At 38.8% G+C, this 25897-nt stretch carries 18 protein-coding genes; 5 read left to right on the top strand and 13 right to left on the bottom strand.

Annotated elements, in window-relative coordinates:
- Positions 1-116: 116 nt before the first annotated feature.
- The 4 genes from wecB to PALPR_RS05575 all read left to right on the top strand — a co-directional run bounded on the left by wecB (position 117) and on the right by PALPR_RS05575 (position 4999).
- Positions 117-1235, top strand: coding sequence for a non-hydrolyzing UDP-N-acetylglucosamine 2-epimerase (gene wecB / locus PALPR_RS05590; protein WP_013444639.1), 1119 nt, complete (start codon positions 117-119; stop codon positions 1233-1235).
- A 55-nt stretch (positions 1236-1290) separates the two neighbouring features.
- Positions 1291-2130 (top strand): polysaccharide deacetylase family protein, encoded by an 840-nt coding sequence (locus PALPR_RS05585; protein WP_013444638.1) that lies wholly within the window; start codon positions 1291-1293, stop codon positions 2128-2130.
- A 107-nt stretch (positions 2131-2237) separates the two neighbouring features.
- Positions 2238-3755: a sugar transferase gene (locus tag PALPR_RS05580; RefSeq protein WP_013444637.1), complete on the top strand. Its 1518-nt coding sequence runs from the start codon at positions 2238-2240 to the stop codon at positions 3753-3755.
- Positions 3756-3811: 56 nt separating this feature from the next.
- A complete protein-coding gene (locus PALPR_RS05575) occupies positions 3812-4999 on the top strand; it encodes a nucleotidyltransferase domain-containing protein (RefSeq protein ID WP_013444636.1) in 1188 nt (395 codons plus the stop codon).
- 1 nt (position 5000) lies between these two features.
- Here PALPR_RS05575 and PALPR_RS05570 read toward each other — a convergent pair whose 3' ends face one another.
- From PALPR_RS05570 to PALPR_RS05525, 10 genes are all read right to left on the bottom strand, one after another.
- The gene (locus PALPR_RS05570; RefSeq protein WP_013444635.1) at positions 5001-7244 is read right to left on the bottom strand and encodes a signal peptidase I; all 2244 of its coding nucleotides are present in this window, start codon (positions 7242-7244) and stop codon (positions 5001-5003) included.
- Positions 7222-8100 carry a phosphoenolpyruvate carboxykinase (ATP) gene (locus PALPR_RS05565; RefSeq protein ID WP_013444634.1) on the bottom strand — a complete coding sequence of 293 codons (879 nt, stop codon included), beginning with the start codon at positions 8098-8100 and terminating at the stop codon, positions 7222-7224. Before PALPR_RS05565 ends, PALPR_RS05570 begins: the two co-directional genes overlap by 23 nt.
- A 26-nt stretch (positions 8101-8126) precedes the next feature.
- Positions 8127-8405 (bottom strand): PqqD family protein, encoded by a 279-nt coding sequence (locus PALPR_RS05560; protein WP_013444633.1) that lies wholly within the window; start codon positions 8403-8405, stop codon positions 8127-8129.
- Positions 8406-8757: 352 nt separating this feature from the next.
- Complete coding sequence (locus tag PALPR_RS05555; RefSeq protein WP_013444632.1) at positions 8758-9615, bottom strand: carboxypeptidase-like regulatory domain-containing protein; 858 nt, start codon at positions 9613-9615, stop codon at positions 8758-8760.
- A gap of 68 nt (positions 9616-9683) precedes the next feature.
- On the bottom strand, positions 9684-10658 hold the full coding sequence (locus PALPR_RS05550; RefSeq protein WP_013444631.1) for a ligand-binding sensor domain-containing protein: 975 nt from the start codon (positions 10656-10658) through the stop codon (positions 9684-9686).
- Positions 10659-10868: 210 nt separating this feature from the next.
- Positions 10869-11249, bottom strand: a complete 381-nt coding sequence (locus PALPR_RS05545; RefSeq protein ID WP_013444630.1) for a hypothetical protein — start codon at positions 11247-11249, stop codon at positions 10869-10871.
- 275 nt (positions 11250-11524) lie between these two features.
- Complete coding sequence (locus PALPR_RS05540; protein ID WP_013444629.1) at positions 11525-12031, bottom strand: hypothetical protein; 507 nt, start codon at positions 12029-12031, stop codon at positions 11525-11527.
- Between the two features lie 127 nt (positions 12032-12158).
- Positions 12159-12680 (bottom strand): AAA family ATPase, encoded by a 522-nt coding sequence (locus tag PALPR_RS05535; protein ID WP_013444628.1) that lies wholly within the window; start codon positions 12678-12680, stop codon positions 12159-12161.
- Between the two features lie 222 nt (positions 12681-12902).
- On the bottom strand, positions 12903-14564 hold the full coding sequence (locus tag PALPR_RS15975) for a YecA family protein (RefSeq protein WP_041620284.1): 1662 nt from the start codon (positions 14562-14564) through the stop codon (positions 12903-12905).
- Between the two features lie 199 nt (positions 14565-14763).
- Positions 14764-15453, bottom strand: a complete 690-nt coding sequence (locus PALPR_RS05525) for a hypothetical protein (RefSeq protein ID WP_013444626.1) — start codon at positions 15451-15453, stop codon at positions 14764-14766.
- 954 nt (positions 15454-16407) lie between these two features.
- On the opposite strand from PALPR_RS05525, the gene PALPR_RS05520 reads away from it, so the two are divergent.
- A complete protein-coding gene (locus PALPR_RS05520) occupies positions 16408-17322 on the top strand; it encodes a hypothetical protein (RefSeq protein ID WP_013444625.1) in 915 nt (304 codons plus the stop codon).
- Between the two features lie 522 nt (positions 17323-17844).
- On the opposite strand, the gene asnB is transcribed toward PALPR_RS05520, so the two are convergent.
- The 3 genes from asnB to gltB all read right to left on the bottom strand — a co-directional run bounded on the left by asnB (position 17845) and on the right by gltB (position 25772).
- Positions 17845-19506, bottom strand: coding sequence for an asparagine synthase B (gene asnB, locus PALPR_RS05515; RefSeq protein WP_013444624.1), 1662 nt, complete (start codon positions 19504-19506; stop codon positions 17845-17847).
- 221 nt (positions 19507-19727) lie between these two features.
- Positions 19728-21140, bottom strand: a complete 1413-nt coding sequence (locus PALPR_RS05510; protein ID WP_013444623.1) for a glutamate synthase subunit beta — start codon at positions 21138-21140, stop codon at positions 19728-19730.
- Between the two features lie 99 nt (positions 21141-21239).
- Positions 21240-25772, bottom strand: a complete 4533-nt coding sequence (gene gltB / locus PALPR_RS05505) for a glutamate synthase large subunit (protein ID WP_013444622.1) — start codon at positions 25770-25772, stop codon at positions 21240-21242.
- Positions 25773-25897 lie beyond the last annotated feature (125 nt).

Here is a 25897-nt window from a genome sequence, read left to right as displayed (position 1 = left end):
ATAGTAAGTAGAAAGTAGTAAAAGTAAGTAGAAAGGGATAAATAGCAATATACTAATTCCAAACTGCTAATTAAGAACTACCAACTACTGACTTCTAACTACCAACTATATTTATAATGAAAAAACTTATTCTTGTTGCCGGTGCACGACCAAATTTTATGAAAATTGCTCCACTGATGCATGCTTTAAAGAATCATAAGAGCATAAAACCAATTTTGGTACATACCGGTCAGCATTATGATGTAAAAATGTCGGGTCAGTTTTTTGATGAGCTTAATATACCTACACCAGATATAAATCTCGAAGTAGGTTCGGCCAGTCATGCCGTTCAGACAGCACGTATTATGGAGGGTTTTGAGAAAGTTTGCATCAGTGAGCAACCAGATTTTGTATTAGTGGTTGGAGATGTTAACAGTACTGCCGCTTGTACATTGGTTGCTTCCAAAATGGGAATTAAAACCATTCATTACGAGGCAGGTTTACGCAGTAATGACCGAACTATGCCCGAAGAGATTAACCGTCTTGTAACTGATGCTATCAGCGATGTGTTTATCACAACCAGCGTTGATGCCGATGATAATTTGTTACGCGAAGGAGTAGCGGCGGATAAGATTCATATGCTTGGAAATTTGATGATCGACTCATTGGTTGAACAATTGCCTAAAGCTCAGCAAACAGAATTGGTTTTCAAATTGTTGAATCACGACAGAGAGATTAGATTAGGCTCCGATTTTAAAGCAGGAGAATACGGGGCATTGACTTTTCATCGCCCCGGCAATGTAGATGATAAGGATACACTCACATTGCTGGTCAATTTGTGGGGAGAAATATCGCAACGAATCCCCTTGGTTTTTCCGGTACATCCGCGAACCTATAAAAACATACAACAATTCGGTTTGCAACATGATATAGATAAATATCCGAATCTATATTTTATTGAACCTTTGGGTTATCTTCAGTTTATTCATTTAGTAAGCCGGTCAGCTTTTGCTTTGACAGATTCCGGTGGGATTCAGGAGGAGACTACTTTTTTGAATATTCCCTGCCTAACGGTTCGTCCCAATACGGAACGCCCTGTTACGGTGTGGGAGGGAAGTAACAAACTGATAAAAGTACATGATATAGTAGCAGAAGTCAGCTCTATCATTGATGGAGAAGGTAAGCACGGGACTGTTCCGAAGTATTGGGATGGACATGCTGCAGAAAGAATTATTCATCTCATTGATGAGTTATAGTCAGATTTTTAAAATAAATAATATAATCTTCGTGTATTTAATTTTTTAATCCAATATGCCAAAAGATTTTACTCTTTCAGCTTATCGCCAATTGATACTTGCTTTAATACAAGCAGGATACTCAATTTTTACATTTGAGGATTGGTGTGATGGTAAAGCTCAGGGTCGTTTTGTGATTTTACGACACGACGTTGACCTGATGGCGAATAATTCACTGAGTACTGCTCAGATAGAGGCAGAGATGGGGGTAAGGGCTTCTTATTACTTCAGGGTAGTTCCGCAAAGTAATATACCAGAGGTTATAACTCAAATTGCTGCTTTGGGTCATGAAATTGGTTATCATTACGAAGACTTATCACTGTTTAAAGGAGATAAAGAGAAAGCGATTAAACATTTTGAACAACAACTGAATTATTTCCGGCAGTTTTATCCTGTTCGTACTATTTGTATGCACGGAAGTCCGGCTTCTAAATGGGACAACAGAGATCTTTGGAGAGAATTCAATTATCGTGATTTCGGTGTTGCGGGTGAGCCTTATTTCGATTTGTTGAACAATGAATCCAATACTACCGAAGATATTGTTTATTTTACTGATACAGCCAGAATGTGGGACGGCGATAAATACAATGTCAGAGATAAGTTGCTGGGTACAAAGCGCGGCGATGGTAATGCTTCAAAAACCGAGAGTATTTACGAAACTTCCGACATGAAGATTCACACAACTTTTGATGTTATTCATTGGTTGGAAAATAATAAGTTACCGGGTGCAATTATGATTACCACACATCCGCAGCGATGGACAGATAATATGTTTGACTGGTACCTGGAGTTTGCAAAGCAAAAAATCAAAAACGTTATAAAGAAATATATAGTATTAAACCGAACAGATTATTAATGAACCCAAAATTTGAGTGTAAACACTTCCTGTTATTATTGTAGCAGTTTTTCTATGTAATTTCTGTATAAATTTGTATTATATTTGCAAAATCTTTTTTTTGAAAAATGAGAGTACTCTACAAACCTGCATATTTTTACCTGATTATCGACATTCTGATACTAATTCTTACATTGTATGTGGTATTGGATTGGTTTCCACTTACAACCAATTCTCCTTTCAGTAAATATTCACTTCCTTCGATTTTTTATATCCTCCAATGGGTTCTCATTTCGTATCTGATACAAAGATATAAGCCTTTAAGAAGACAACAGTTCTATCAGATAACGCTTCGTTTGTTTTATGTTTCGCTATTGAATGCGCTGATTTTTATGGGCTTGATTCACTATTACTTTAAACCCTACTCAGGATTCGTATTGCTGGCTACTACTGTTCTTACTTTTCTGGTGAATTATATTTTCCTTTCTTTCTATTACGCTTACAAGCTGGCTGTAGATTATAACGAGGTAAACCTGAAGCCTAGCAAAGAGAGAATTAACGCAAATGTTATTCCTGAAAGCGACATCGATGAAGCAAGTTATGCTCAGCTACAATCCACCATACGTGCACATTCTACAAGTGGTGTACTTAAATTTCTGGAAAATAACCTGAACCTGAGAAGCGGTAATACATTGGTATATGTGAATAATGATGTTGAAAATCTTCGCATGTATCCCAATTATCGTTACTCTACGATTATTCAGTTAGAGAGATTGAATAATGTGAGAAACATCAACAAGAAACTTACCATAATCAATGAGAAGCTGCCGGACGATGGCCTGTTTGTCTGTTGTTTTGAATCTAAAAGCACCCGTAAAAAGACTATTCTAAGGAAGTACCCCAATGTAATAAATCGTATAGTTTACATCTTTTATTATCTGTTTAAGCGGGTAATGCCTAAAGTTTTTCTCACAAGAAATCTTTATTATTTTCTTTCGAAAGGCAACGACAGGGTGTTTTCAAAAGCTGAAGTGTTGGGACGGTTATATTGTTCGGGGTTTATGGTGGTGATGGAGAAAAAAGTATGTCATCTTACCTACGTGCTAGCCAAGCGTGTCAAAAATCCTGAAACAACACAAAAACGGATCTACGGGCCATTAATCCGCCTCAGACGATACGGTAAAGATGCCGAGATGATTCAGGTGTATAAACTCAGAACCATGCACCCTTTTTCGGAGTACCTACAGAGCTATATATACGAGCGTAATTATTTAAAAGACGATGGCAAATTCAATAAAGATATCCGCATTACCACTGTTGGACGCATAATGAGGAGATACTGGATAGATGAACTGCCTATGTTCTTTAATTTGTTTAATGGTGAGATGAAACTGGTGGGTGTGCGTCCGCTGAGCAAGCAGTATTTCGGCTTATATAATGAAGAACTGCAAAAGAAACGTGTAAAATTCAAACCCGGTTTATTACCTCCTTTCTATGCCGATCTTCCCCGCACACTGGATGAGATTCAGAAATCGGAAATGGATTATCTTACAGCCTGCGAAACCGATGGCACGATGATAACCGATATGAGATACCTGATTCAGATTCTTAAGAATATATTAATCAAGAGAGCGCGTAGTGCATAGATAGTTGATGTTTCTTATTGTTTTTATACCTACCAAATTATTTTTTTGTAGTTCCTATGACGTTATCCCACGAAGACAAACTTATTCTTTCTTCAATAAAAATTAATCCTTCTGTTTCGGAATTAGAGCAAATAGATAATCTGATTTTGGAAGTTAAGGATTGGGATTATCTTACCAAAACGATTATCGACAGAGGAATAGCTCCGTTGCTGTTTAAAAAGCTCCCAGCTTTAAAAAATAGTTCTCTGATACCCGACGCTGTTCAGGCAAAATTGCAACAAACTTATTATATTACCATTAGCAGAGGGACTTTGTTACTAAACTATTTCCAACAGATTGCTAAAGAGTTTTCAAATCAAGGTATTCCTGTAATTGCATTAAAAGGAGTTTATTTATCCGAGAATCTTTATCACGATATTGGATTGAGGCAATTTAGCGATATTGATTTATTGGTACATGAGGAGGATGGTGAAAGATGTTTAGACATTCTCCGGAATTTGGGATACAGGGCAGTGTCTGCATTAAAACTATCAGAATTTGTAAGCTCACAATTTGATATTGTTCATTATACGCCAATGGTGTTACACGGCGTGTCAATAGAAATTCATATAAAGCTGCACCGAAAAGGAGAAAAGTATAATTTGCTGACCTCTGAGGTTTGGAAAAATGCGATGCCCGTTACGGTCAATAAATGCAATGTTCTTGCATTAGAAAATAATGATTTACTAATTCACCTTTGTGCACATCTCGATAAACATTTTCAGGTAGGAAAGGTTCAGTTTACCTGCTTGAGCGACATAACAAATGTTTTAAATGAAAATGTAGAAGGCTTTGATTGGGGAGCTTTTACGGCATCATGCCGATTGTATAAGTCTGAAGAAGTAATATTCAAATATATCGTTTTGGTAAATAAGTATATGAATGCGCCCGTTCCCATTGATGTTATCAATAAGTATAGCTATTTATTGACAGAAGAAACAGAACAACAATTTTTCAAGTATTTGAAGGGAGTTGGTAGTTCAGGAACTATTTCATTGTCTTCACATTTTTATTATTTGAAAGAGGTTAGAACGTTTTCAAATAAAGTCAGATACCTTTTGGGTGTGTTGTTTCCTCCTAAAGATTTCATGATTGAACGGTATAAGGTTAAGTATTCTTCTTTGGTCGTTTTCTATTATCCATTAAGATGGACGGAAGGCATAAGAGGTGTTGTATTCCACTTGAAAAAATCATGGAATAAATGAATCACTCAATAGATTGATTATTATTTGTATGAAATAACGAGTAGTATTTTCCTCCCAGTTGCAGAAGTTCTTGATGATTGCCGGATTCCACAACTTCACCATCATTAAATACATAAATAATATCTGCCCACTGCACGGTGCTAAGACGGTGACTGATAATTACGGCTGTTTTATCGTGCGATAGTTTTTTTAATCCATTGATAATCTGTAATTCCGATTCTGCATCCAGTGCACTTGAAGGTTCGTCCAGAAGCACTAACGAAGAATCTCGATAAAAAGCTCTTGCTATGGCCATTTTCTGCCATTGGCCAATACTAAGTTCTTCTCCACAGCTAAATAAATTACCTAGCAAGGTGTTGTAACCATTCGGAAGATGTTCCAAAATATCATTAATGCCTGCCGCTTTTGCTGCTTTTACAGCTTTATCAAAATCAAGGGTTTCCCGGGTGTTTCCTAAACCGATATTATTGATAGCACTAATGTTATACAAGGCAAAATCCTGAAAAACGGCTGTTATGTTTTCGCAAATCTTTTGTTGGCCAATTTCAGTAGCATCAATGCCGTCAAAAAGAATGCGCCCTGAATCCGGTTGGTAAAATCCACAAAGCAGTTTTATTAAAGTTGTTTTACCTGAACCATTTGCACCGACGAAAGCCACCGTCTTTCCTGCAGGAATAGTTATGTTCACCAATTTTAGTGCATCACGTTTACTTGATTTATAGCGGAATCTGACATTTTCAATTCGAATTTCCTTGCTTAATGAGAAGGAATGATCGCTCTGCAAACTGTTAGAGCTTGTCGGCATGTTTAGAAAAGCTATGAAATCATTCAAAAATGTATTGTCTTCCAAAATTTGAGTGGCCGACATGAAAAGCTCATTCAGAACTCCATATCCTCGCTGAAAAGCAAAGAAAAACAAAGCAACAGTTCCAATGGAAATTTCTCCTTTTATTTTCAAATAGGAAACAAATCCTAATGATAAAAATATCAATGATACAGAGAAGATTTGGGCGAATATATTCAGCCATAATTCCGATTTTCGAAGCTTAATCTGTTGTTCAAACAGCATGTTCTGAACGTTCGAAAAATGTTGTTTGAAGAAATCGAAAAAGCCAAACAGTTTCATTTCTTTTGCAAACGGAAGACCTGTCAGAATCCGGTTGAAATAGTACATCTCACGCTCTTTTGTGCTTTGCGCTTCTTTTTGCTTGTACAGTTTTCGGGAAGATTTTAATCGGAAATAAACGCCCGGAATGATGGCAATTATCAGGATTACAATTAAATGCCATTTGATAGTTATAAACAGACCAACCAGAAATAAAGCAGCTGCTACAGATTTAATTCCGATTAGCATTTCGCTTACGATTTTAATAGGGCGAAAGGAAGCTTCTTGAACAGCCCGATGAATTTTGTCCTGTTCTGCTGGGCTTTCGTAGCGCGATAAATCCAGTGAGGCGTGTTTCCAATGCAGTTTTTGGTAGATTTGGTGCGTGATGGACTGCGATAATTTTAGGGAGAAATAAGTCTTGAGTTCCGATAAAACTCCGCTTGCCAGGAAAACAAGTGCGGTTATAATCAGGATTACAGTAAAATATAAACGTTGGCTTTCGTTCTGAGTGGATATGCTTGTAAGCTGGTCAATCAGAGTCTTTATGCAGACGATAATGATAAATGGTAAAACACCCTGAAGTATGGAGATTATAATGTTGACAAACAGAATTTTCTCCGACTCTTTCGAAACAATCGATATATTGTTTTTAATTGATTTAAGCTCCGACCAAAGTAAGTTGAATCTTTTTCCTGCTTGAAGTCTAAAATTGTAAAAAGGAATTATTGGTGTAGAAAAATGCAGAGCAACAAATTTATTTAATTTCATTTTCGTACTGTCAATTTTCTTTTTTTTGTTTCCTCGTTGAAACGAATACACCTTTCCTATAAGTGATTCAATCGTAATCGGGTTGTCTGTATATGAATTCTTATCCCCTTTAGCAATGATGAACTGAATGTCATCCCGAGTGAACATGCCAATTAGTCTGTGCGCAACCAGCCTGCCATTTTGATTGAAAACAATTATATCGCCTTTGTTTAAATCTTTTTCGTCACATTTTTGAACGAATCCGATATCACCGGCTTTAAGTGCAGGATACATGCTGTTTCCGCTCATTCTAAAACTCAACTGATGATTTTCATCCAAAAGAGTTTCTGCAAAATCGAGCAATTGCTTATTTAATTCCTGCTGTTTCATTTTCCAGAACGAAATTTACAACACTACTATTGGGAACAAATCCGAGCTCGTAAACCGGAACATGCGCACTTAATTCGGATAGGAAATTCAACTTGTTTTGAATGAAATTAGGATCAAAATTATTTTGAATACAAAATGCCAATACCTTTGAAACTGCCGATGCACCCGATAACTTCTTTAGGTTATTCTCCGGCGAATGACGAATTAAAAATATGGAGTCTAAAATCGTCTTTTTAGGAATATCTATATAATACATGGGTGTGTTATAGACATAGTAATTCTCATTTAACTTGCGAATAATCAAGCGATCATCATTTACGATAGTATTGCCTGCGTCTGCCCATATTTTAGACATTGTGCTTTTACCCGCTCCTGAAAAACCTGTAAAAATCCGGCCTTTTTGCTTTTCTACAACGCACGATGCGTGTATCATTACTGCTTCAGATTTCACGGTTATGTAATGCATGATAATCGGTCCCATTGGATATTTTAGCGGTATGATGTCTCCATTATCCAGTGGAGTCGAATAAATTTTCCAGTTAGACAAATCTTCATTCAACACAGCCAATTGCTGTACCTCGTTTTTGTTTTGTTGGTTGTAAATAACAAAGACAAAACCTAAGGTTGAAAGATAAATGGAATAGAATTTTTGATCGTTGTTTTCTGCTTCAAAAATTAATTCATAATCAGATAAAGGTAGGACCGGGATATGCTGAAAACATTCTATGGTTAAATCTACTGTGTTATTTTCTGTTGTTTGAACGAAAGGAAGATATCCTTCTTCAAGTACAATTCTATGTTCAGCATGTAGCTTTATCAAAAAGTCAGCAATAGCGATTTGAATAGTAGTAGGCATCTTTGTTTAAGTCTGTTGGGCTGAGTTTATTGTCCGAATATAGTTGCCAGCTTATTCAAAAACAGGTCAATGTCTCTTTTGGCTGTTATATTGTCAACACTAAAGGTCTCAATCATCGAGTTTTCTAAATCCAGAACGGTAGTATTTTCTTTGATGTTTTCCCAAATAAACTTTCCTGTTTCGTTCAACGTAAACAACTCATTCATTTTTGCTACATTTGCTGTAATCGGAACTAAGATTAACTCGCTTCCAATACTGAGCGTAGCGAATCTTGATTTTAATTTATAAAGTGTTTCTATATCCATATTCCTGATAAAAAAGCAGTGTTTTTAATTATGCAAAGATAAAGAATTTTTTGAATCTTGTTTTTGTACCAATCACAGGTTAATAAGATATTACGGGGTTATTTACTCTCTCCATGTTTGCAAACGAGGAGAATATATTACTAACTCCTCCGCTACGCTCGTCCCCTTATCATAAGGGGACAAATGAGAAGTGCGGGACTTTCTACAAAATAGAACTTCTCCGGTTGCATAATGCTGCACACTCCCTTTAATGCTCAAACCTCTGCACCCAACAATCTCCCCTTGTCAAAGGGGAGTACCCGAAAGGGAGGGGTTTTATCAGTTATCAGTGTCGGAGAATTGTTTATTCATCTTACTGTTCTTGAACTTTCAAATAGAAGCTCGGACTTGAACCGACTTTCCATAACCATTTCGATTCACTACCCCATCTTATGTAAATACTTCCTTGTTTTTGCTTCATATTAAAAAGTATGCAGTATTCATCTCTCCCTTGTACTCTAATAAACTTCATTTTATCAGTCGTATTCACCTTTACCCATTCAATTGTTAGAGCAATGTCATCTTTAAATACTAAGTTGTACTTAGTCAAATCAATATCCACCCAGCCTGACTTTTTAGTTATTGGTATCATGATATTCTCAGTAAGCTGTTCTTCAAAAGGCAAATTGTTGACAATGTTTCGAATGTGCAAGCGAAACAGACTATATTCAAACGATTGATTGTGCATGCAAATATGCAAACTTCTTAATGATACAGGTTTAGAACCAAGTTCTAATTTAGTCCCTATCTCATAACCTTTGCCTTTTTGAGCACCTCCAATGCCACAATATTCTCCATGCCATGTAGAGCTTGTTGTACCCACTTTCTTCAATTTCCCTGAAAAAGGTTTTACATTTACTTCGGCTAACTGAATCGGTTCGTTTATTAGTTTTATCAGGTTTTCTTTGTTCGTAAGTTCTGCGATGGGAAAAGTCTGCGGTTTATAACCAATCATCGAAATCCGAACGATTGCTTTTGGCGATTGACCTTTGATGTCTAAACTAAATTCTCCATTTTCATTGGTAGATATGCCTAAAGGAGTGTCAATAACTCCCAGATTCACGTATTCCAGTGGTTTTTCACTCGAGGAATCAATCACCTTTCCGGTAATTAATTGAGCTTGCAGCTGTACAGTCAGGAAGAATAGAAAGATTGTCGATAGTAGTTTCATACAATTTGTTTGTTGGTTATATGTCGTTTTTTTGTGTCTACTCTTCCCCTCGTTTAAATCCGGGAACTCTATTTTGTCAATTTCAATAGTCCCTTATTTGTTCCAAACCATAAGTTACCATTGGAGTCTTGGGCTATTGCGTTTACCGCACCGATAACAGTGTTGTTCGCCATGGTGTATGTTGTCCAGTTTAATCCATCAAATTCCGAAATACCCATGCCATTAGAGCCAAACCATTTATGTCCTTTCGCATCGATAGCCGCAGATAAAACAGGAGAACCTGACTTAAGCCAGTCTGTTTGAGTTTTAAAGTTTGTCCAGTTTAGCCCGTTCAGTTTAGATAAACCACCAAATGTAGCAAACCATTGGTTTCCCTGATTGTCAATGACAATGCCCATCACTCCGTTTCCAGCCAGTCCTTCACCGTTATCCTTATAGTATGTGTAGGTAGTCCAGCTGACATCATCAAACCTCGAAACTCCACCATTGGTTCCAAACCATTTGATGCCCGATTTTTCAATAGCAATACTATAAACATGATTTTCAATTAATCCGTCGCCAACTTTATAGTTTACCCAGTTTTGTCCATCAAATTTACACACTCCGTTCTCTGTCCCTATCCATTTGTTACCTTTAGCATCTATTGCGATTGAGTACACGAAGTTGCTCGAAATGCTATTCGATGACAGTGGATCATTTTGATAATAAGTCCAGTTACCGTTTTTGTATTTGACCAGTCCTGCGCCATTTGTTCCAAACCAGATATTGTTGTCGGCATCGGTTGCTATTGCTTTTACCTGACTGTTATTCCCAAAACTGTCATAATTGATCCAGCTTTTTCCGTCAAACTTATAGGCTCCGTTATCGGTGCCAACCCAGATGTTTTTAGACGAATCGCAGGAAATAGCATAGATTCGGTTCGTTAATCCGGTGGTTGTAACCTCAGTCCATTTTACAGTACTTACATCCTCTGTGTTATCTTTTTGGCACGAAGGAAAAACTGTAATCAACATACAGAATAAGATAAATTTTAAAGTTTTCATAATTCCCATTTTTTAGTTTTGTTTCATTACCCTATCCGGGTAGGATAGGTCTTTTTTTAGTTCTGCAAAGTTACGGATAAGAAGCAAGGCAGAGCCTTGTTTCTAATTAAATTTCTTTTAAATATGGAACCTGAAACTTTCCTTTTAGCGCTGCATGGTCTGGAGATTGCGCCGGACATTTATACGCAACGCTAAACAAGCTAACCTATTTTACAGAGCAATCTTAACGCTAAGGACGGGCTGCACTTTGGTTGTAAATCCGTATCCCTGAGGAACAAAAACCTGCTGACTACCCAGTGATAGAGTTGCTGCCTTTTTCAGTTCATTTCCTTTCTTTTTATAATGATGCGAAACTATAAAAAGAGGGATACTGGAAAGGGTAAGGGTGGCTCCGGCGCCCATAAGCACAACACCTAGACCACCATTGCTAGACCCATCAATACTTCCAATGGCCATTCCTAAACCATAAACCAGCACCGGAACTCCTACAAACGACGTCCACCCTGCAATTTTCAATGTTTTAGCAGTTTTTAAATAGTGCTTATAGTCTTGTTGTTGCGCTATATGCTGTAAAAGACACCGGTTGCACATAGCTGTTTAAACTTATGTACGCTATACTATCGGTTGGCATTGAAGCGTTTGTTTGTGCCTGCGTATTTAAACCGATGAATAAAATTAATAGGATTACTCTATATTGCTTTTTCATTTTTGATAAATTAGAGTTTGTAAATTACACAACTCACAGCCGATTATACATCGCAAATAGAATTACTTTTGACCACCAACCACTTTATGAAATGTATTTACCTCCGCATACCACTCTTGTTTCCCCTTCAGGGGCTAGGGGTCGTTTTTGTATTCCTATTTTACAGAGCAATCTTAACGCTAAGGACGGGCTGCACTTTGGTTGTAAATCCGTATCCCTGAGGAACAAAAACCTGCTGACTACCCAGTGATAGAGTTGCTGCCTTTTTCAGTTTATTTCCTTTCTTTTTATAATGATGTGAGACTATAAAAAGAGGAATGCTGGAAAGGGTAAGTGCAGCTCCGGAAGCGAAGACTAGAGCACCAATATTGGTTGTATTAGGACCTTCACTGTTTTCAGCATATGAGATTCCAAAACCAAACCACATTGCTGGAATCCCTACCCCCAACGATACCCAACCTAAAATCTTCAAGGTTTTAGCAGTTCTTAAATAGTGCTTATAGTCTTGTTGTTGAGCTATATTATCTGCTGTAAAAGATGCCGGTTGCACATAGCTGTTTAAACTTATGTACGCTATACTATCGGTTGGCATTGAAGCGTTTGTTTGTGCCTGCATTTTTAAGCCCACAAACACAACCAACAGAATTACTAAAGATTGTTTTTTCATTTTTTTTAATTAGAGTTTAATGTCTCCACTCCCTCTTGTTGCAAACCGAAATCCGAACTACAGACATCAACGTTTTCTCGGTCTATAAGCGTATCCTACGCTAGCGTAGTGTGTCCTGTGCTTCTTCTTATTTTGTTTGTCGAGTAACTTTACTGAGTATTTGTTCTAGTCGATTCGATAAAGTACCTCTGACTTCGATTACATCAACTCCAAAATCCCCAATCCAATCCGCCATTATTTCATTTACATCCTCTCTGAGTTCTTGAAAATCTGATGTATCACCCGGTATTAAATCAGGTTCTTCTATCGGTACAAATACAAGCAAGTCCAATTCCGATATTATGCTCTCTACTTTGTTGAAGATGGACTGTATATTGCCCGATCCATCAATTGCCTGAATGTACGCTAAAAAATCAATCGGGCATCTGTCATAAATCACATTCCGATCACTCGTCGAAATTTGGGTTATTGAATAATCCAGTTGTTCTAAAAAGTCAGATACAGTAGGTTGCTCTGAAAATTCATATCCTAATTCCGTCAACTCGTGATAAGGTTCCATTCTGAATTCGTAATCAACCAGATGTTCCTGAAGTTTTTCTGCCAGAGTTGTTTTTCCAACCCTGTGTGCTCCTGTTATTGCTATTTTCATTTAAAGATCTTCATTTAATTACAGACGGTTTATTATCTACTCCACTTCTTCCTGCGCTTCCTTTCATTTTGTTTATCACGGGTCACAGACCCGCGGCAGCGAGGAAAGCTCTTGCTTTCCACATTCAATTTTTGATATGCAAGGCAAGAGCCTTGCTTTTAGCACGACGTAGTCTGGAGACTACGCCGAACATTTATACACTACGCTGAACTGAGGGGGTATCTAACATTTTTCAGAACAACATTTTTTATATTTCTTTCCACTTCCACAAAAACAAAAGTCATTTCTTCCAATATCTTTTATATAAGTTGAAAATTCTTTCTGAAATTTTAGAGTAAGTGGTACATAATAATCATAATCAAATCTTTGGGCAAAATCATTATCCAATATTTCTATATCTGCGTTTGATGATTTAATCAAACCAGATTTAATGTATTTCGAAAAAAAAGATAATTCAGTTTCTGCAATAAAGTATTTGGAAAACTCTTCTCTCTTTTTTATATAATCGAAGAGCATATCAAAATCCTTGATGTACTCGATTAGAAGTTCTAGATCAAAAATACTCATTGTTACTGGAGTTTTTTCCTCATCGAAAAAAAACATTCTAGTATGTGTTGTGATTGCAGGATAACTATCTAAGACAATACAAGCCGTATGTATTTCGTCTATTTTTTCACAATCAATATTTTCTCCAGATAACATTGATTTTAGTTTACATGAATTTGAAATTATTAATTCTATTGGTTTTGTTGCTTGATCATTTGCATCTTGAATAGCTAGTTTGAAATCTTTATGAAATCCTTCAATGTCACCTTTTTTGGACAACTGAGTCAACCTTTTAGATTTCACTTGGAAAATCAACATTTTATTTCCATTTATAACACAAACATCCAAATCAGTAAGTGTTTCGTTTTTTGTCACATTTACATTTACCTCAAGAAATATATTTTCATTTGGGATCTTTCTTTCAAGTATAGATTTTACGATATTTTCAGCAGATTTTCCTCTATTTTTAGCTGCTGTACTTAGATATTTTTCATCATCATTCATCCAATAAAATGGGCCATCATAAATAGATTCTGATAATAAGTTAGGTAATGGAATTATAAATTTTGAATCAGTATTAATTACAGGACGGAATTTAAAATGATTTAAATCTCCAATATCGTTAAATTCTTCATTTAAACTTTCATCCATCTTAAATGAAAGCAGGTTTAATAAAAAAATAAACGAAGGATTCTTTTTAAAAATGTAATTGTCTTTTCTTATTGTATATAATTCAATTACATTATCGTTGAATTTTTTAGAATTTAGTTTGTATATAAACGTCGATTTTATGTATATAAATAGTTTTTGAGCTTCTTTTATTATAAACCCTTTATTCTGTTTCAACCATTCTTTATCTAAGTTATATTTGTCATCCAAAAAAGTAATCAATTGATAATCATAGGCTCCTGTGCCAGAGTAAAATATACTTTCTTTTATCATGTCAGGATTGTTTCTAGCTATTTCATTAAAAGTCTTAGTCGTATTAAAGATACTAATATCAGGTATGTAAGTCTGATGATATTCGTTCATTAATTCATGAACTCTTTTCGATATCTCTTGCTTGTCAACAAACCCCTCTGTATTTTTATTTTTATTCTTTGCCCACAAACCAAAAAGAAATACTATTTCATTCTCATTTAGGATACTTTTTACATCTCTTGTTGCCAATTTATTAGCAGTACAATTCAAATGTGTATTGCTTAATATTAAAAGGATTTCTAAAAAATCTCGAGATGATGAAAGTCTATTTAATTCAATCAATATTTCTTCTCTATTTTTCATTTCTTCATTGTTATTGTTTATATAACCACTTCCAAATACTATTTCTTTTTTCAAATGAATATAGTAGTAAATAAGTTTTGATAATCAGGTTTAGTTGTGCACAAATCAATTTTTCCATTGTTCTTTCCATAATTCTTCGTTTTGCCTAGTCTCCAGTCTAGGTCGTGTTAGAAACAAGGTTCTGCTTTGTAAATCATATAAAAAAAACTTTCCCCATCCGGTATTTCCCGGATGGAGAAAGTTCCTGTTTTCATTAGGCTTTGGCCTCGGGTTTTGTGTCGGTTTTTTTAGCGGCGCGGCGGTATATCACGTTAGCGGCTGTTTTGTACTTGTTGTAAAACTCGGGTGCTTTGCGTTGGAACTGTGGTGCGAGGCGGTCGAGGGTGTTTCTCTTAAGGTCGACGGCTTTGGTGATCAGTCCGCCAATGCGGCGCGTGATGTCTTTTTGGTCTATCCCTGCTGTTTGGCGTGTGTTGCTGTAGCCTTTCAGCCGCGTAATCAGTTCGTCGAAATGATTAAGTTCCTCGTAGCTGATACCTTCGTCTGCCAGTTCGTTGGGTGCTATCTTGCGTGCTTCGTTGAGCACGTTGACGCACGCGTCGATAATTTCGTGGCGGTCCAGATGTTCTACTTTTGCAGGTTTGAAGTTAACCTGCGCTTGCAGGGTCTTGTTGCCCAGCCGTTCGGCGTAGGAGTGAATGGCTCCCGAAATATCGATCAGATAGTCGGAGGTTTCGTCCAGTACATCGTTTTTGTCATCGGTAATACCGGTGAGGTTCTGGCTTTGCTGCACTGTCAACTCGTCGATTTCGGCGTTGATACTTTTTAATTGTTCTATTCCTCTGGCAAAAGATGGAATAAGGCCCGTTGCGGACTGATTGTTTTCGGCCACGATTACGATTTCTTTGTTAGAGCTGTGCCTGGCTTTTTGGTAATTGTTCATTGTAAATAAAAATAATTTTTAGATGGTAATTAGTTTGGTTTTTATGTAAATCGAGCAGCAAATATAAATAGAACAAATTAAATAAGCAAATTTAATGCTGTTTAATTATAACAAAGTATACTTTTTTTTTCGACAGCAGCACGCTTAGGTTGTGTGGTTTATCAATTATCAACTATCAATTGTCAATTCCAGGTTGTCGAGCTGCCTCAACGCTATCAGCGGCTATAAGCCGCTTGTAGCGTAGATCTTTGAGCCCTTCTGCTTTTCAACCGGCAAGCGTCTGAAGCCGCTGCCCGGTACGGTATTAGCTTATACGTTTGTCGAGATGCTTTCGCGGTTGTAAAGATGACTTATACGTTTGTCGAGATGGCTTCGCGGTTGTAAAGATGGCTTATGCGTTTGTCGAGATGGTTTCGCGTTTGTCGAGATGGCTTATACGGTTGTCGAGATGGTTTCGCGGTTGTCGAGATGGCTTATACGGTTGTCGAGATGGTTTCGCGGTTGTTGAGATGCCTTATACGGTTTTCGAGACGGTTTCGCGGTTGTAAAGATGGCTTATACGATTGTCGAGATGCTTTCGCGGTTGTCGAGACGGCTTATACATTTGTCGAGATGCTTTCGCGGTTGTTGAGATGGCTTATACATTTGTCGAGATGCTTTTGCGGTTGTAAAGATGGCTTATACGATTGTCGAGATGCTTTCGTGGTTGTCGAGACGGCTCAACGCTATCAGCGGCTATATGCCGCTTGTAGCGTAGATCTTTGAGCATTCTGCTTTTCAACCGGCAAGCGTCTAAAGCCGCTGCTCGGTACGGTATCAGATTATACGGTTGTCGAGCTGGCTTTTTTTGTCCCCAAAGAACAATTAAAAGGCTAATTTTTCTAATTCCAAAATCTTTTTACTCACTTTTTTGTTTTGATAACAATGATTTCGAATAAAAAAAAGATTATTGTTATGAAACAAGTTAACTATTTATTTTTTAAAGTGCTATTTGCTGCTTCGCTCTTTCTGTTTGTTGGTTCAGCCCGCCTATCCGCTCAACAACAGGAGTCAGGATCTACTGTAGATAAGTTTAAATTACAACAAAAAGGACGATTCTACGTCACCTGGGGTTATAACCGTTCGTGGTACGAAAAAAGCGACATTCATTTCAACGGTCAGGGACATGAGTTTACGTTATACGACGTAAAAGCGACCGACCGCCCCACCAAGCTAAGTACAAAGTATATTTCGCTGGCCAACTGGTCAGTTCCGCAGTTTAATTTTCGGGTGGGGTATTTCCTGTCCGATAAATATAGCGTCTCTATTGGCTGGGATCACATGAAATATGTTGCTACAGATTATCAGGCATTAAGAATGACCGGTCGCCTCGACCCAACTCAGGTTCAGGATGCATTGATGAAAACAAATATGGAGAATATGAATGCTCTGTATGCTCCCAATGGAGTTTATAATAACACGCAGGTAATTATGGAGCCAAACAACTTCCTGCGCTATGAGCACACCGATGGGTTTAACTTTGCAACCGTAGACTTGGAACGACACGACAAACTTTGGCAATACTCTAAATACGATAGATTGGGTGTTTCTTTGGTCAGTGGATTGGGTACGGGTGTCATTGTACCCCGAACGGATGCGCACCTGTTCGGGAGTGGTGCTAACCACTATTGGAATGTCGCAGGATGGGGTGTTGATGCCAAAGTTGCGGCACAGGTCAGTCTGTCGAAACATTTCTTCCTTGAGTCAAATCTGAAGACCGGTTATGTCAGGATGCTTAATGTGCATACCACCAACTATTACAATACAGATAAAGCCAAACAAAATGTGGTTTTTTACGAGAATAACTGGCTGATCGGTTATCGGTTTTAAATATTTCTATCCCGTATTTACAAGAAAAGAGGTGTGATTTAACGTTGATTCGATATAAACGTTAGTCCGTTAGGACTTAAATGTCAATAGAAATATAGTTCAGAGTGGATTAATTCCCCGTTAGGGGATTTAGCTATTTATCCCCTAACGGGGAATCTGATGCCAGAAACGAACATGTTCTATGGATATTAATTCCCCCTGGGAATTAATAAATGAATTTCAACTAGTTTATATGAATTATATCGAACTCACGTTAATTTATATACTACGTCGCTAAACAGAGGTTGGTTTATACTATCGTAAAGTTGTTTTCGCGGTTATGAACCTGACCTGAATTATTCAGATCAGTCTTTATAATAATTATGCATTTTGAGCTTTTCTGCTTTTCAACCGGCAAGCGTCTGGAGCCGCTGCTCGGTAGCGGTTGTGAACCTACATTATTTTTTGCGAAAAAGGCTGACCTGAATAATTCAGATCAGCCTTTCTATATTAATTGTCAACTATCAACTGTCAACTATCAATTTATTTATATCCGTCTTCGTGAACCGTTTTTACCGAACGTCCCGAAGGATCATTCAGGTTTTTGAACGCTTCATCCCATTCGAGCGCGATAGGAGTAGAGCAAGCTACCGAAGGTACCGAAGGCACACATTTCGACGCTGCATCCGATGGGAAGAAATCGGTGAAGATAGTACGATAGTAGTATTCTTCCTTATTCATTGGCGGATTGATAGGGTAGGTTTCGTTTACCTTAGTCATTTGCTCGTCGGTAACCAGTTCGGTAGTCATGGCACGCAGCGTGTCAATCCAGTTGTAACCCACACCATCCGAGAATTGTTCTTTCTGACGCCATGCAACACTTTCGGGCAGATAGCTTTCAAATGCTTTGCGCAAAATCCATTTCTCCATTTTTTCTTTGCCGCACATCTTGTCTTTTGGATTCAGGCGCATGGCAATATCCATAAATTCTTTGTCCAGAAACGGCACACGACCCTCAACACCCCACGATGCCAATGATTTGTTGGCGCGTAAGCAGTCGTACAGGTGAAGTTTGTCTATTTTGCGTACAGTTTCTTTGTGGAATTCTTCAGCACTTGGTGCCTTGTGGAAATACAGGTAACCGCCGAATATCTCATCAGCACCTTCGCCCGAAAGTACCATTTTTACGCCCATCGATTTGATAACGCGAGCCAACAGGTACATAGGGGTACTTGCGCGGATGGTTGTTACATCGTATGTTTCGATATGGTATATTACGTCGCGGATAGCGTCGAGTCCTTCTTGTACGGTGAAATGAATTTCGTGGTGTTTTGTTCCGATAAATTCAGCTACTTTGCGGGCAGCAGCCAGGTCAGGCGATCCCTGCAATCCTACAGCAAAAGAGTGTAGTTGATTTCCCCATGCAGCGCCGGTACTTGCCGATTGTTTAGCGGCAATTTTCATGGCTACAGCCGAAATGATGGACGAATCCAATCCTCCCGAAAGCAACACACCGTAAGGTACGTCGGCCATCAACTGGCGTTCTACAGCAGCTTCCAATGCATCGTGCAGTTGTTCTATACTTGTTTCGTTATCTTTTACCGCATCAAAGTTCATCCAGTCGCGGGTGTACCATTGTGTCGGTTTTCCATCCGGACTGTAATAGTATTGACCGGGAAGGAATTCTTCTATTTTAGAGCAATAGCCTTCTAGTGCTTTTAGCTCCGAAGCTACGTAGTACGTTCCTTCGGCATCCCAACCCTGATACAACGGAATGATACCGATGTGATCGCGTCCTACCATGAAGATATCTTTTTCAATATCGTAAAGCGCGAAAGCGAAAATACCGTTCAGGTCTTCCATAAAGGTGGGACCTTTTTCGCGGTACAATGCCAAAATCACTTCACAGTCGGATTTGGTCAGAAATTCATATTTGCCTTCAAATTGTTTGCGTATTTCCTGATGATTGTATATTTCACCGTTTACAGCCAGTACCAACTTACCATCTTTACTGAATAGCGGTTGTTTTCCTGATTCCGGATCTACAATTGAAAGTCGTTCGTGTGCTAAAATAGCTTTATCATCGGAATAAACTCCCGACCAGTCCGGCCCACGATGCCGTATACGTTTCGACATTCTCAAAACTTGTGGTCGCAGAGCCTGAGCCTGCTGTTTTATATCAAATGCACATACAATTCCACACATAGTATTTATTTTGTTTACGAGTTACAAGTTATCTGCAAAGATAAGTCATTAACTTGTCTTTACCGATAACTTGTAAGTAGTTTTCTTATATTTTTTAGTTTTTTGAGCAGTAAAGTGGTAGTTCTGTTATTAAATCCATCGGAAAACGAGCTTTTGTGTATTGATGCTCTTCCCGAAAATTCTTAATTGAAACTGTACTACTGCTCTTTTTAGGATCCCGATTACAATGAACTGTGTATGTCTTCAGCCACTTTACGTCCCGAAGCTATAGCACGAACCACCAAACTGGCACCCATAGCCGCGTCACCTGTTGCAAAAACCTTCTTCACATTGCTCTGGCTTGTTTTGTCTATGGCCACGTTGCCGCGTCCGTCAAATTCTACGCCAAGTTCAGTCAGCAATCCTTCATGAACAGGGTGAATAAAACCAAGAGCAAGGAATACCAAATCAGCTTTGATAACATCGGTTTTGCCGGTCAGTTTCATATTCCAGCGTCCGGTTTCATCTTTAGTCCATTCTACTTCTTCTACCAGTACTTCGGTCAGTTGTCCGTTTTTGCCGACAAATTTGTTGGTGTTCAGACTCCATTTGCGTTCGCAGCCTTCCTGATGCGAGCTCGAAGTTTTCAGAATGTTTGGATAAAATGGCCATGGAGTATCCGGGTTTTTATCTGCCGGAGGCATAGGCATAATCTCTATCTGCGTTACCTTCACAGCTCCCTGACGTATCGATGTTCCTACACAATCGGAGCCGGTATCACCACCACCGATTACCAGAACGTGTTTGTCCTTTGCCGAGATTAAAGTACTTTCATCAACATTTTCGCCCATGATCACCTGGTTTTGCTGGCTCAGAAACTCCATAGCGAAATGAATTCCTTTCAAATCACGTCCTTCGGGCGTAATATCGCGTGGATGACCTGCGCCGATAGCGATACAAACCGCGTCAAAGTTTTTCATGATTTCGCTTCCTGAAATGTCTTTTCCTACTTCGGTATTCGGTTTGAAGATAATACCTTCTTCGGACAATTGCTCCAAACGACGATCGATGATGTTTTTGTTCAGCTTAAAGTTTGGAATACCGTAACGCATCAAGCCACCGAGTCCGTTATCTTTTTCGAAGATAGTAACAAGATGGCCTTTACGGTTTAGCTGTTGTGCTGCTGCCAGACCTGCAGGTCCCGAACCTATCACGGCTACTTTTTTACCACTGCGTGTTTTAGGAGGACATGCTTTAATCATTCCTTCGATAAATGCCACTTCGGTAACCGCTGCTTCGTTTTCGCGGATAGTCACCGGTGCGTCGTGCAACGCCAGGACGCATGATTTTTCACAAGGAGCAGGGCAAATACGTCCTGTAAAATCAGGAAAGTTATTTGTTTCGTGAAGTATTTCGATACCTTCTTTCCAGTGTCCTTTGTAAATCAAATCTTGCCATTCAGGCATTTTATTGCCAAGAGGACATGCCCAGTGACAAAAAGGAATACCACAATCCATACAACGCGAAGCCTGAAGTTTTCTGTCTTCGCGGTTCAATGTCTGTTCTACTTCCCCGAAATCGTATATCCGTTCATTTATTGGACGGTAACCGGCGTTTTTGCGGGGTATATTTATAAATGCTTTAGGATTTCCCATGATGTTTTATTGTTAGAACTTGTCCGGAAGATTATATTCCGGACAAGTTTTAAAATTTATTTTTATGTTTACTCGTCAACTTGTCAACTTTCTGACGGTTTAATAATCGCGTTCTACCTGAGCAATCTTTTTGTTGATAGCTTCCATTTTTTCTTCCTGCAATACTTTCTTGTATTCTATCGGAACAATTTTTTTGAATTTATCAACATAGAAGCTCCAGTTGTCCAGAATTTGTTTAGCACGTTTACTGTTGGTGTATTTGTAGTGGTTAGAGATTAATCCCTGCACTTCTTTACTGTCCATGCTATCTTCTATAAGCGATAGTTCAACCATTTCCATGTTACAGAAAAAGTCGAAATTACCAACTTCGTCGAGTACGTAAGCAACACCACCACTCATACCGGCAGCAAAGTTACGTCCTGTTTGTCCGAGCACCACGGTACGTCCACCTGTCATATATTCGCAGCAGTGATCACCTGCTCCTTCAACTACAGCTATAGCTCCGGAGTTACGAACGCAGAAACGCTCGCCAACCACACCGTTGATATACACTTCGCCTGATGTAGCTCCATACAGAATGGTATTACCGGCAATGATGTTTTCTTCTGGGCTGAAAGTACTTTCTTTAGGTGCTTTCACCACAATTTTACCACCCGAAAGTCCTTTACCTACATAGTCATTGGCTTCACCGTTCAATTCGAAGTAAGTTCCTTTGCTGAGGAATGCTCCGAAACTCTGACCGGCCGATCCTGTAAAGTAAGCTTTAATGGTATCTTCAGGTAGTCCTGCTTGTCCGTAACGTTTGGCTATTTCGCCCGAAAGCATTGCACCCACAGTACGGTCGGTATTTTTAATTTTCGATTTGATCTGAACAGGCATGCAGAGATCCAGTGCAGGAAGTGATTTTTTGATTAACTCACGATCCAACACATTATCCAGTTTGTGATCCTGTGTTTTTACCTGACGAATGGCATTGCTGTTATTCGTAGGGTAGAACATGATTTTTTTCAAATCTACTTTTTCAATCTTAGGAGTGGCTCCTTCAATTTTCTTGCGAACCAGCAAGTCTGCACGTCCAATTATTTCGTCCATGCTGCGGAATCCCATTTGCGCCAAATGTTCACGAACATCCTGAGCGATAAAACGGAAGAAGTTTACAAGATATTCATGTTTACCGGTAAAATGTTTACGTAGCACTTCATCCTGCGTAGCAACACCTACCGGACAAGTATTTAAGTGACATTTACGCATCATTACACAACCCAGAATCAACAATGCACTGGTAGCAAATCCGTATTCTTCGGCACCCATAAGCGCAGTAAGAATAATATCGCGACCTGTTTTGAGCTGTCCGTCGGTTTGTAAGCGTATTTGTCCGCGCAGGTTGTTTAATACAAGTGTTTGTTGTGTTTCCGCCAAACCAATTTCTACCGGAAGTCCGGCATGTTTGATAGAACTTGAAGGACTTGCACCAGTACCACCTTCAGCACCACTGATAAGAATTAAGTCGGCCTTTGCTTTTGCCACACCGGCAGCAATGGTTCCAACTCCTGTTTCCGATACAAGTTTTACACTTATGATGGCTGTAGGGTTGATATTTTTCAAATCGTAGATCAGCTGAGCCAAATCCTCAATAGAGTAAATATCGTGGTGGGGTGGAGGTGAAATCAATGAAATGCCCGGAATAGAGTGACGGGTTTTTGCAATGATTTTATCTACTTTATGACCCGGTAGCTGTCCGCCTTCACCCGGTTTAGCTCCCTGAGCAATTTTTATCTGTATTTCATCTGCATTTACAAGATATTCGGCAGTTACACCAAAACGTCCTGAAGCAACCTGCTTAATAGCACTACGGGTACTCAAACCGTCTTCACGCTTTTTGTAACGTTCAGGATCTTCTCCACCTTCACCGGTATTACTGCGTCCACCCAAAATGTTCATGGCCATAGCCATCGCCTCGTGAGCTTCGCGGCTGATTGAACCGTACGACATAGCACCTGTAACGAAACGTTTGGTGATGCTTTCAATAGGTTCTACTTCATCAATGCTGATAGGATTACGTTTGTAGTCCATCAAGTCGCGGATAAATATTGGCGTTGGTTTGCCGTCAACAGCTTCTACGTATTCGCGGTACTTTTTATAATCGTTTGTTTTAGATGCTATTTGTAAGCGTGCTATCGTTTCAGGATTCCAGGCGTGTTGTTCTCCATCACGACGGTAAGCATAATTACCAAGATTTTTCAAGTGAGTGGTATCAACTCCTTCGGCAGGGAAGAAAGCATCATAGTGAGGTTTAATAACCTCAGCAGCCACATCTTCAATATCAATACCCTGAATGGCAGAGGTAATGCCGGTAAAGTACTTGTCGAGCAGTTTGGATGAGATTCCAATAGCTTCGAAAATATGCGCTCCACGATAGCTACGCAGTGTAGAGTTACCCATTTTTGATAATACTTTGAGCAAACCTTTATTTACAGCTTTGATATAATGTTTCTTGGCTGTATCCATATCCATCTGAATTTCGCCTGCTTTAATGCTGTCATTAATTATGGCAAAAACCATATACGGATTGATAGCATTAGCACCGAATCCAAATAATAATGCAAAGTGCATTACTTCACGTGGTTCGGCTGATTCTACCACAATGTCTATCTGCATACGTTTACGTTTCTGTACCAGATATAGGTGAACAGCAGAAACGGCGAGCAACGATGGTATTGGAGCATGAGTGGCGTCTACACCACGGTCGCTCAATACAATGTAGTTTTTACCATCATCTACCGCTTTTTCTACAGAAAGACAAAGCTCCTGAATGGCTTTCTCAAGACCTGCAGCTCCGCCCTTAGGGTCGAAAAGCATAGGCAATGAAATGGTGTAGAATCCTTTATAGTTCAGATTCATCAATATGTCGAACTGAGAGTTGGTCAATACAGGGCTCTTCAGTTTTACCATTTTACAGATATCGTGCGCAGGTTCCAACAGATTCTGGTGAACAGAACCAATATATCCGGTCAATGACATAACCAATTCTTCACGAATCGGGTCAATTGGCGGATTGGTTACCTGAGCAAACTGTTGACGGAAATAGTTGAACAAGCGTTGTTGTTTGTCAGAAAAAACTGACAAGGCAACATCGTTACCCATCGACGAAGTTGGTTCATAACCATCATTGGCCATAGGAAGAATCAATCTTTCGATATCTTCTTTCGAATAACCGAACGCGTTGAGTATTGTTTTATAGTTGTTCAGTTCGCTTTTTACACTACGACCGGACGAAATATCATCAATATTTACACAATTTTGGTTCAACCAGTCTCTGTATGGGAATGCTTTTGCTAAACCTTCTTTTAATTCGTTATCATAGAAAATTTGTCCCAGCTCAGTATCAACCATAACCATTTTACCTGGTTTCAGACGACCTTTTGCTTTTATATTGGCAGGATCAAATTCTAAAGTTCCGGTTTCGGATGCGATTACCATTATATCATCGTGCGTTACAAGGTAGCGGGCAGGGCGCAATCCGTTACGATCCAACATACCTCCGGCATAGCGTCCATCACTGAACAGTAAACATGCAGGACCATCCCATGGTTCCATAAAGGTACTGTGGTATTCGTAAAACGCTCTCAGGTTATCGGAAATCGGATTTTTTTTGTTCCAGCTTTCAGGCACAAGCATAGCCATAGCGTGTGGTAAGCTTTTACCTGACATAACAAGGAATTCGAGTGCATTATCAAGCGTTGCACTATCGCTCATGCCAGGTTGGCAAATAGGATATAATTCCTGAAGATTTCCAAGTTGATCGGATTTAAGAACACTTTCACGAGATTCCATCCATTGGCGATTACCACGGATGGTATTAATTTCTCCGTTGTGTCCCAACATACGGAATGGCTGAGCCAAATCCCAGGTTGGGAATGTATTGGTACTGAAACGAGAGTGAACAAGAGCAATAGCACTTGTGAAATTTTTATCGGATAAATCAGGGTAGTATTCACGTAGTTGTTCAGACGTCAACATACCCTTGTAAATCATTTGTTTAGTAGAAAGACTAACAATGTAGAAACTGCGATCTTTAGCAATCGCCGTTTTGTACATCGCATTTTCTATTTTCTTGCGAAGTACGTAAAGTTTTAATTCCAGTTCTTGTTGAGAATTGCAGCCTGTTACAAATATCTGTTTAGTAGCCGGTTCGTTTGAGGCAGATATTTCGCCGAGTATATGACTATTTACAGGTACATCACGGATAGCTAACAGTGATAAACCTTCTTTTTCAATGTGTTCTTTAATCACGTTGATACAAAGTTCTTGTTTTTTTGCATCCTTTGGAAGAAAAACAAGCCCGGTTCCGTACTTACCTTTGGCTGGAACAGGGATACCTTGTAATAATATAAACTCGTGTGGAATTTGCAACAGAATACCTGCACCATCACCTGTCTTGTTGTCGGCACTTTCAGCTCCACGGTGAACCATGTTTTCCAGAACCTGTAGTCCATTGGCAACAATGTCATGCGATTTTTCGCCGTGAATATTTAATACCAAGCCAACACCACAAGCATCGTGCTCATTCTGGGGTGAATAGAGCGATTGCTGCTCATATTCGTCGGATAGAAATGGATTTGAACTAGTCATTGTCTTTTATTTAGTCTTTTTTGATACACTTATAAACACATGTATACGGCTTATAGTTCGTGTTTTTTGTTTTATTGTATATGTCGCAAAATAGTGGGAAACCCTTAGTTTAAAAAGGTTTTCCC

This window comes from Paludibacter propionicigenes WB4 (assembly GCF_000183135.1).
Classification (GTDB): domain Bacteria; phylum Bacteroidota; class Bacteroidia; order Bacteroidales; family Paludibacteraceae; genus Paludibacter; species Paludibacter propionicigenes.
Note: the sequence above shows the minus strand (reverse complement) of the source record. Positions and strands in the feature narration are given on the sequence as shown.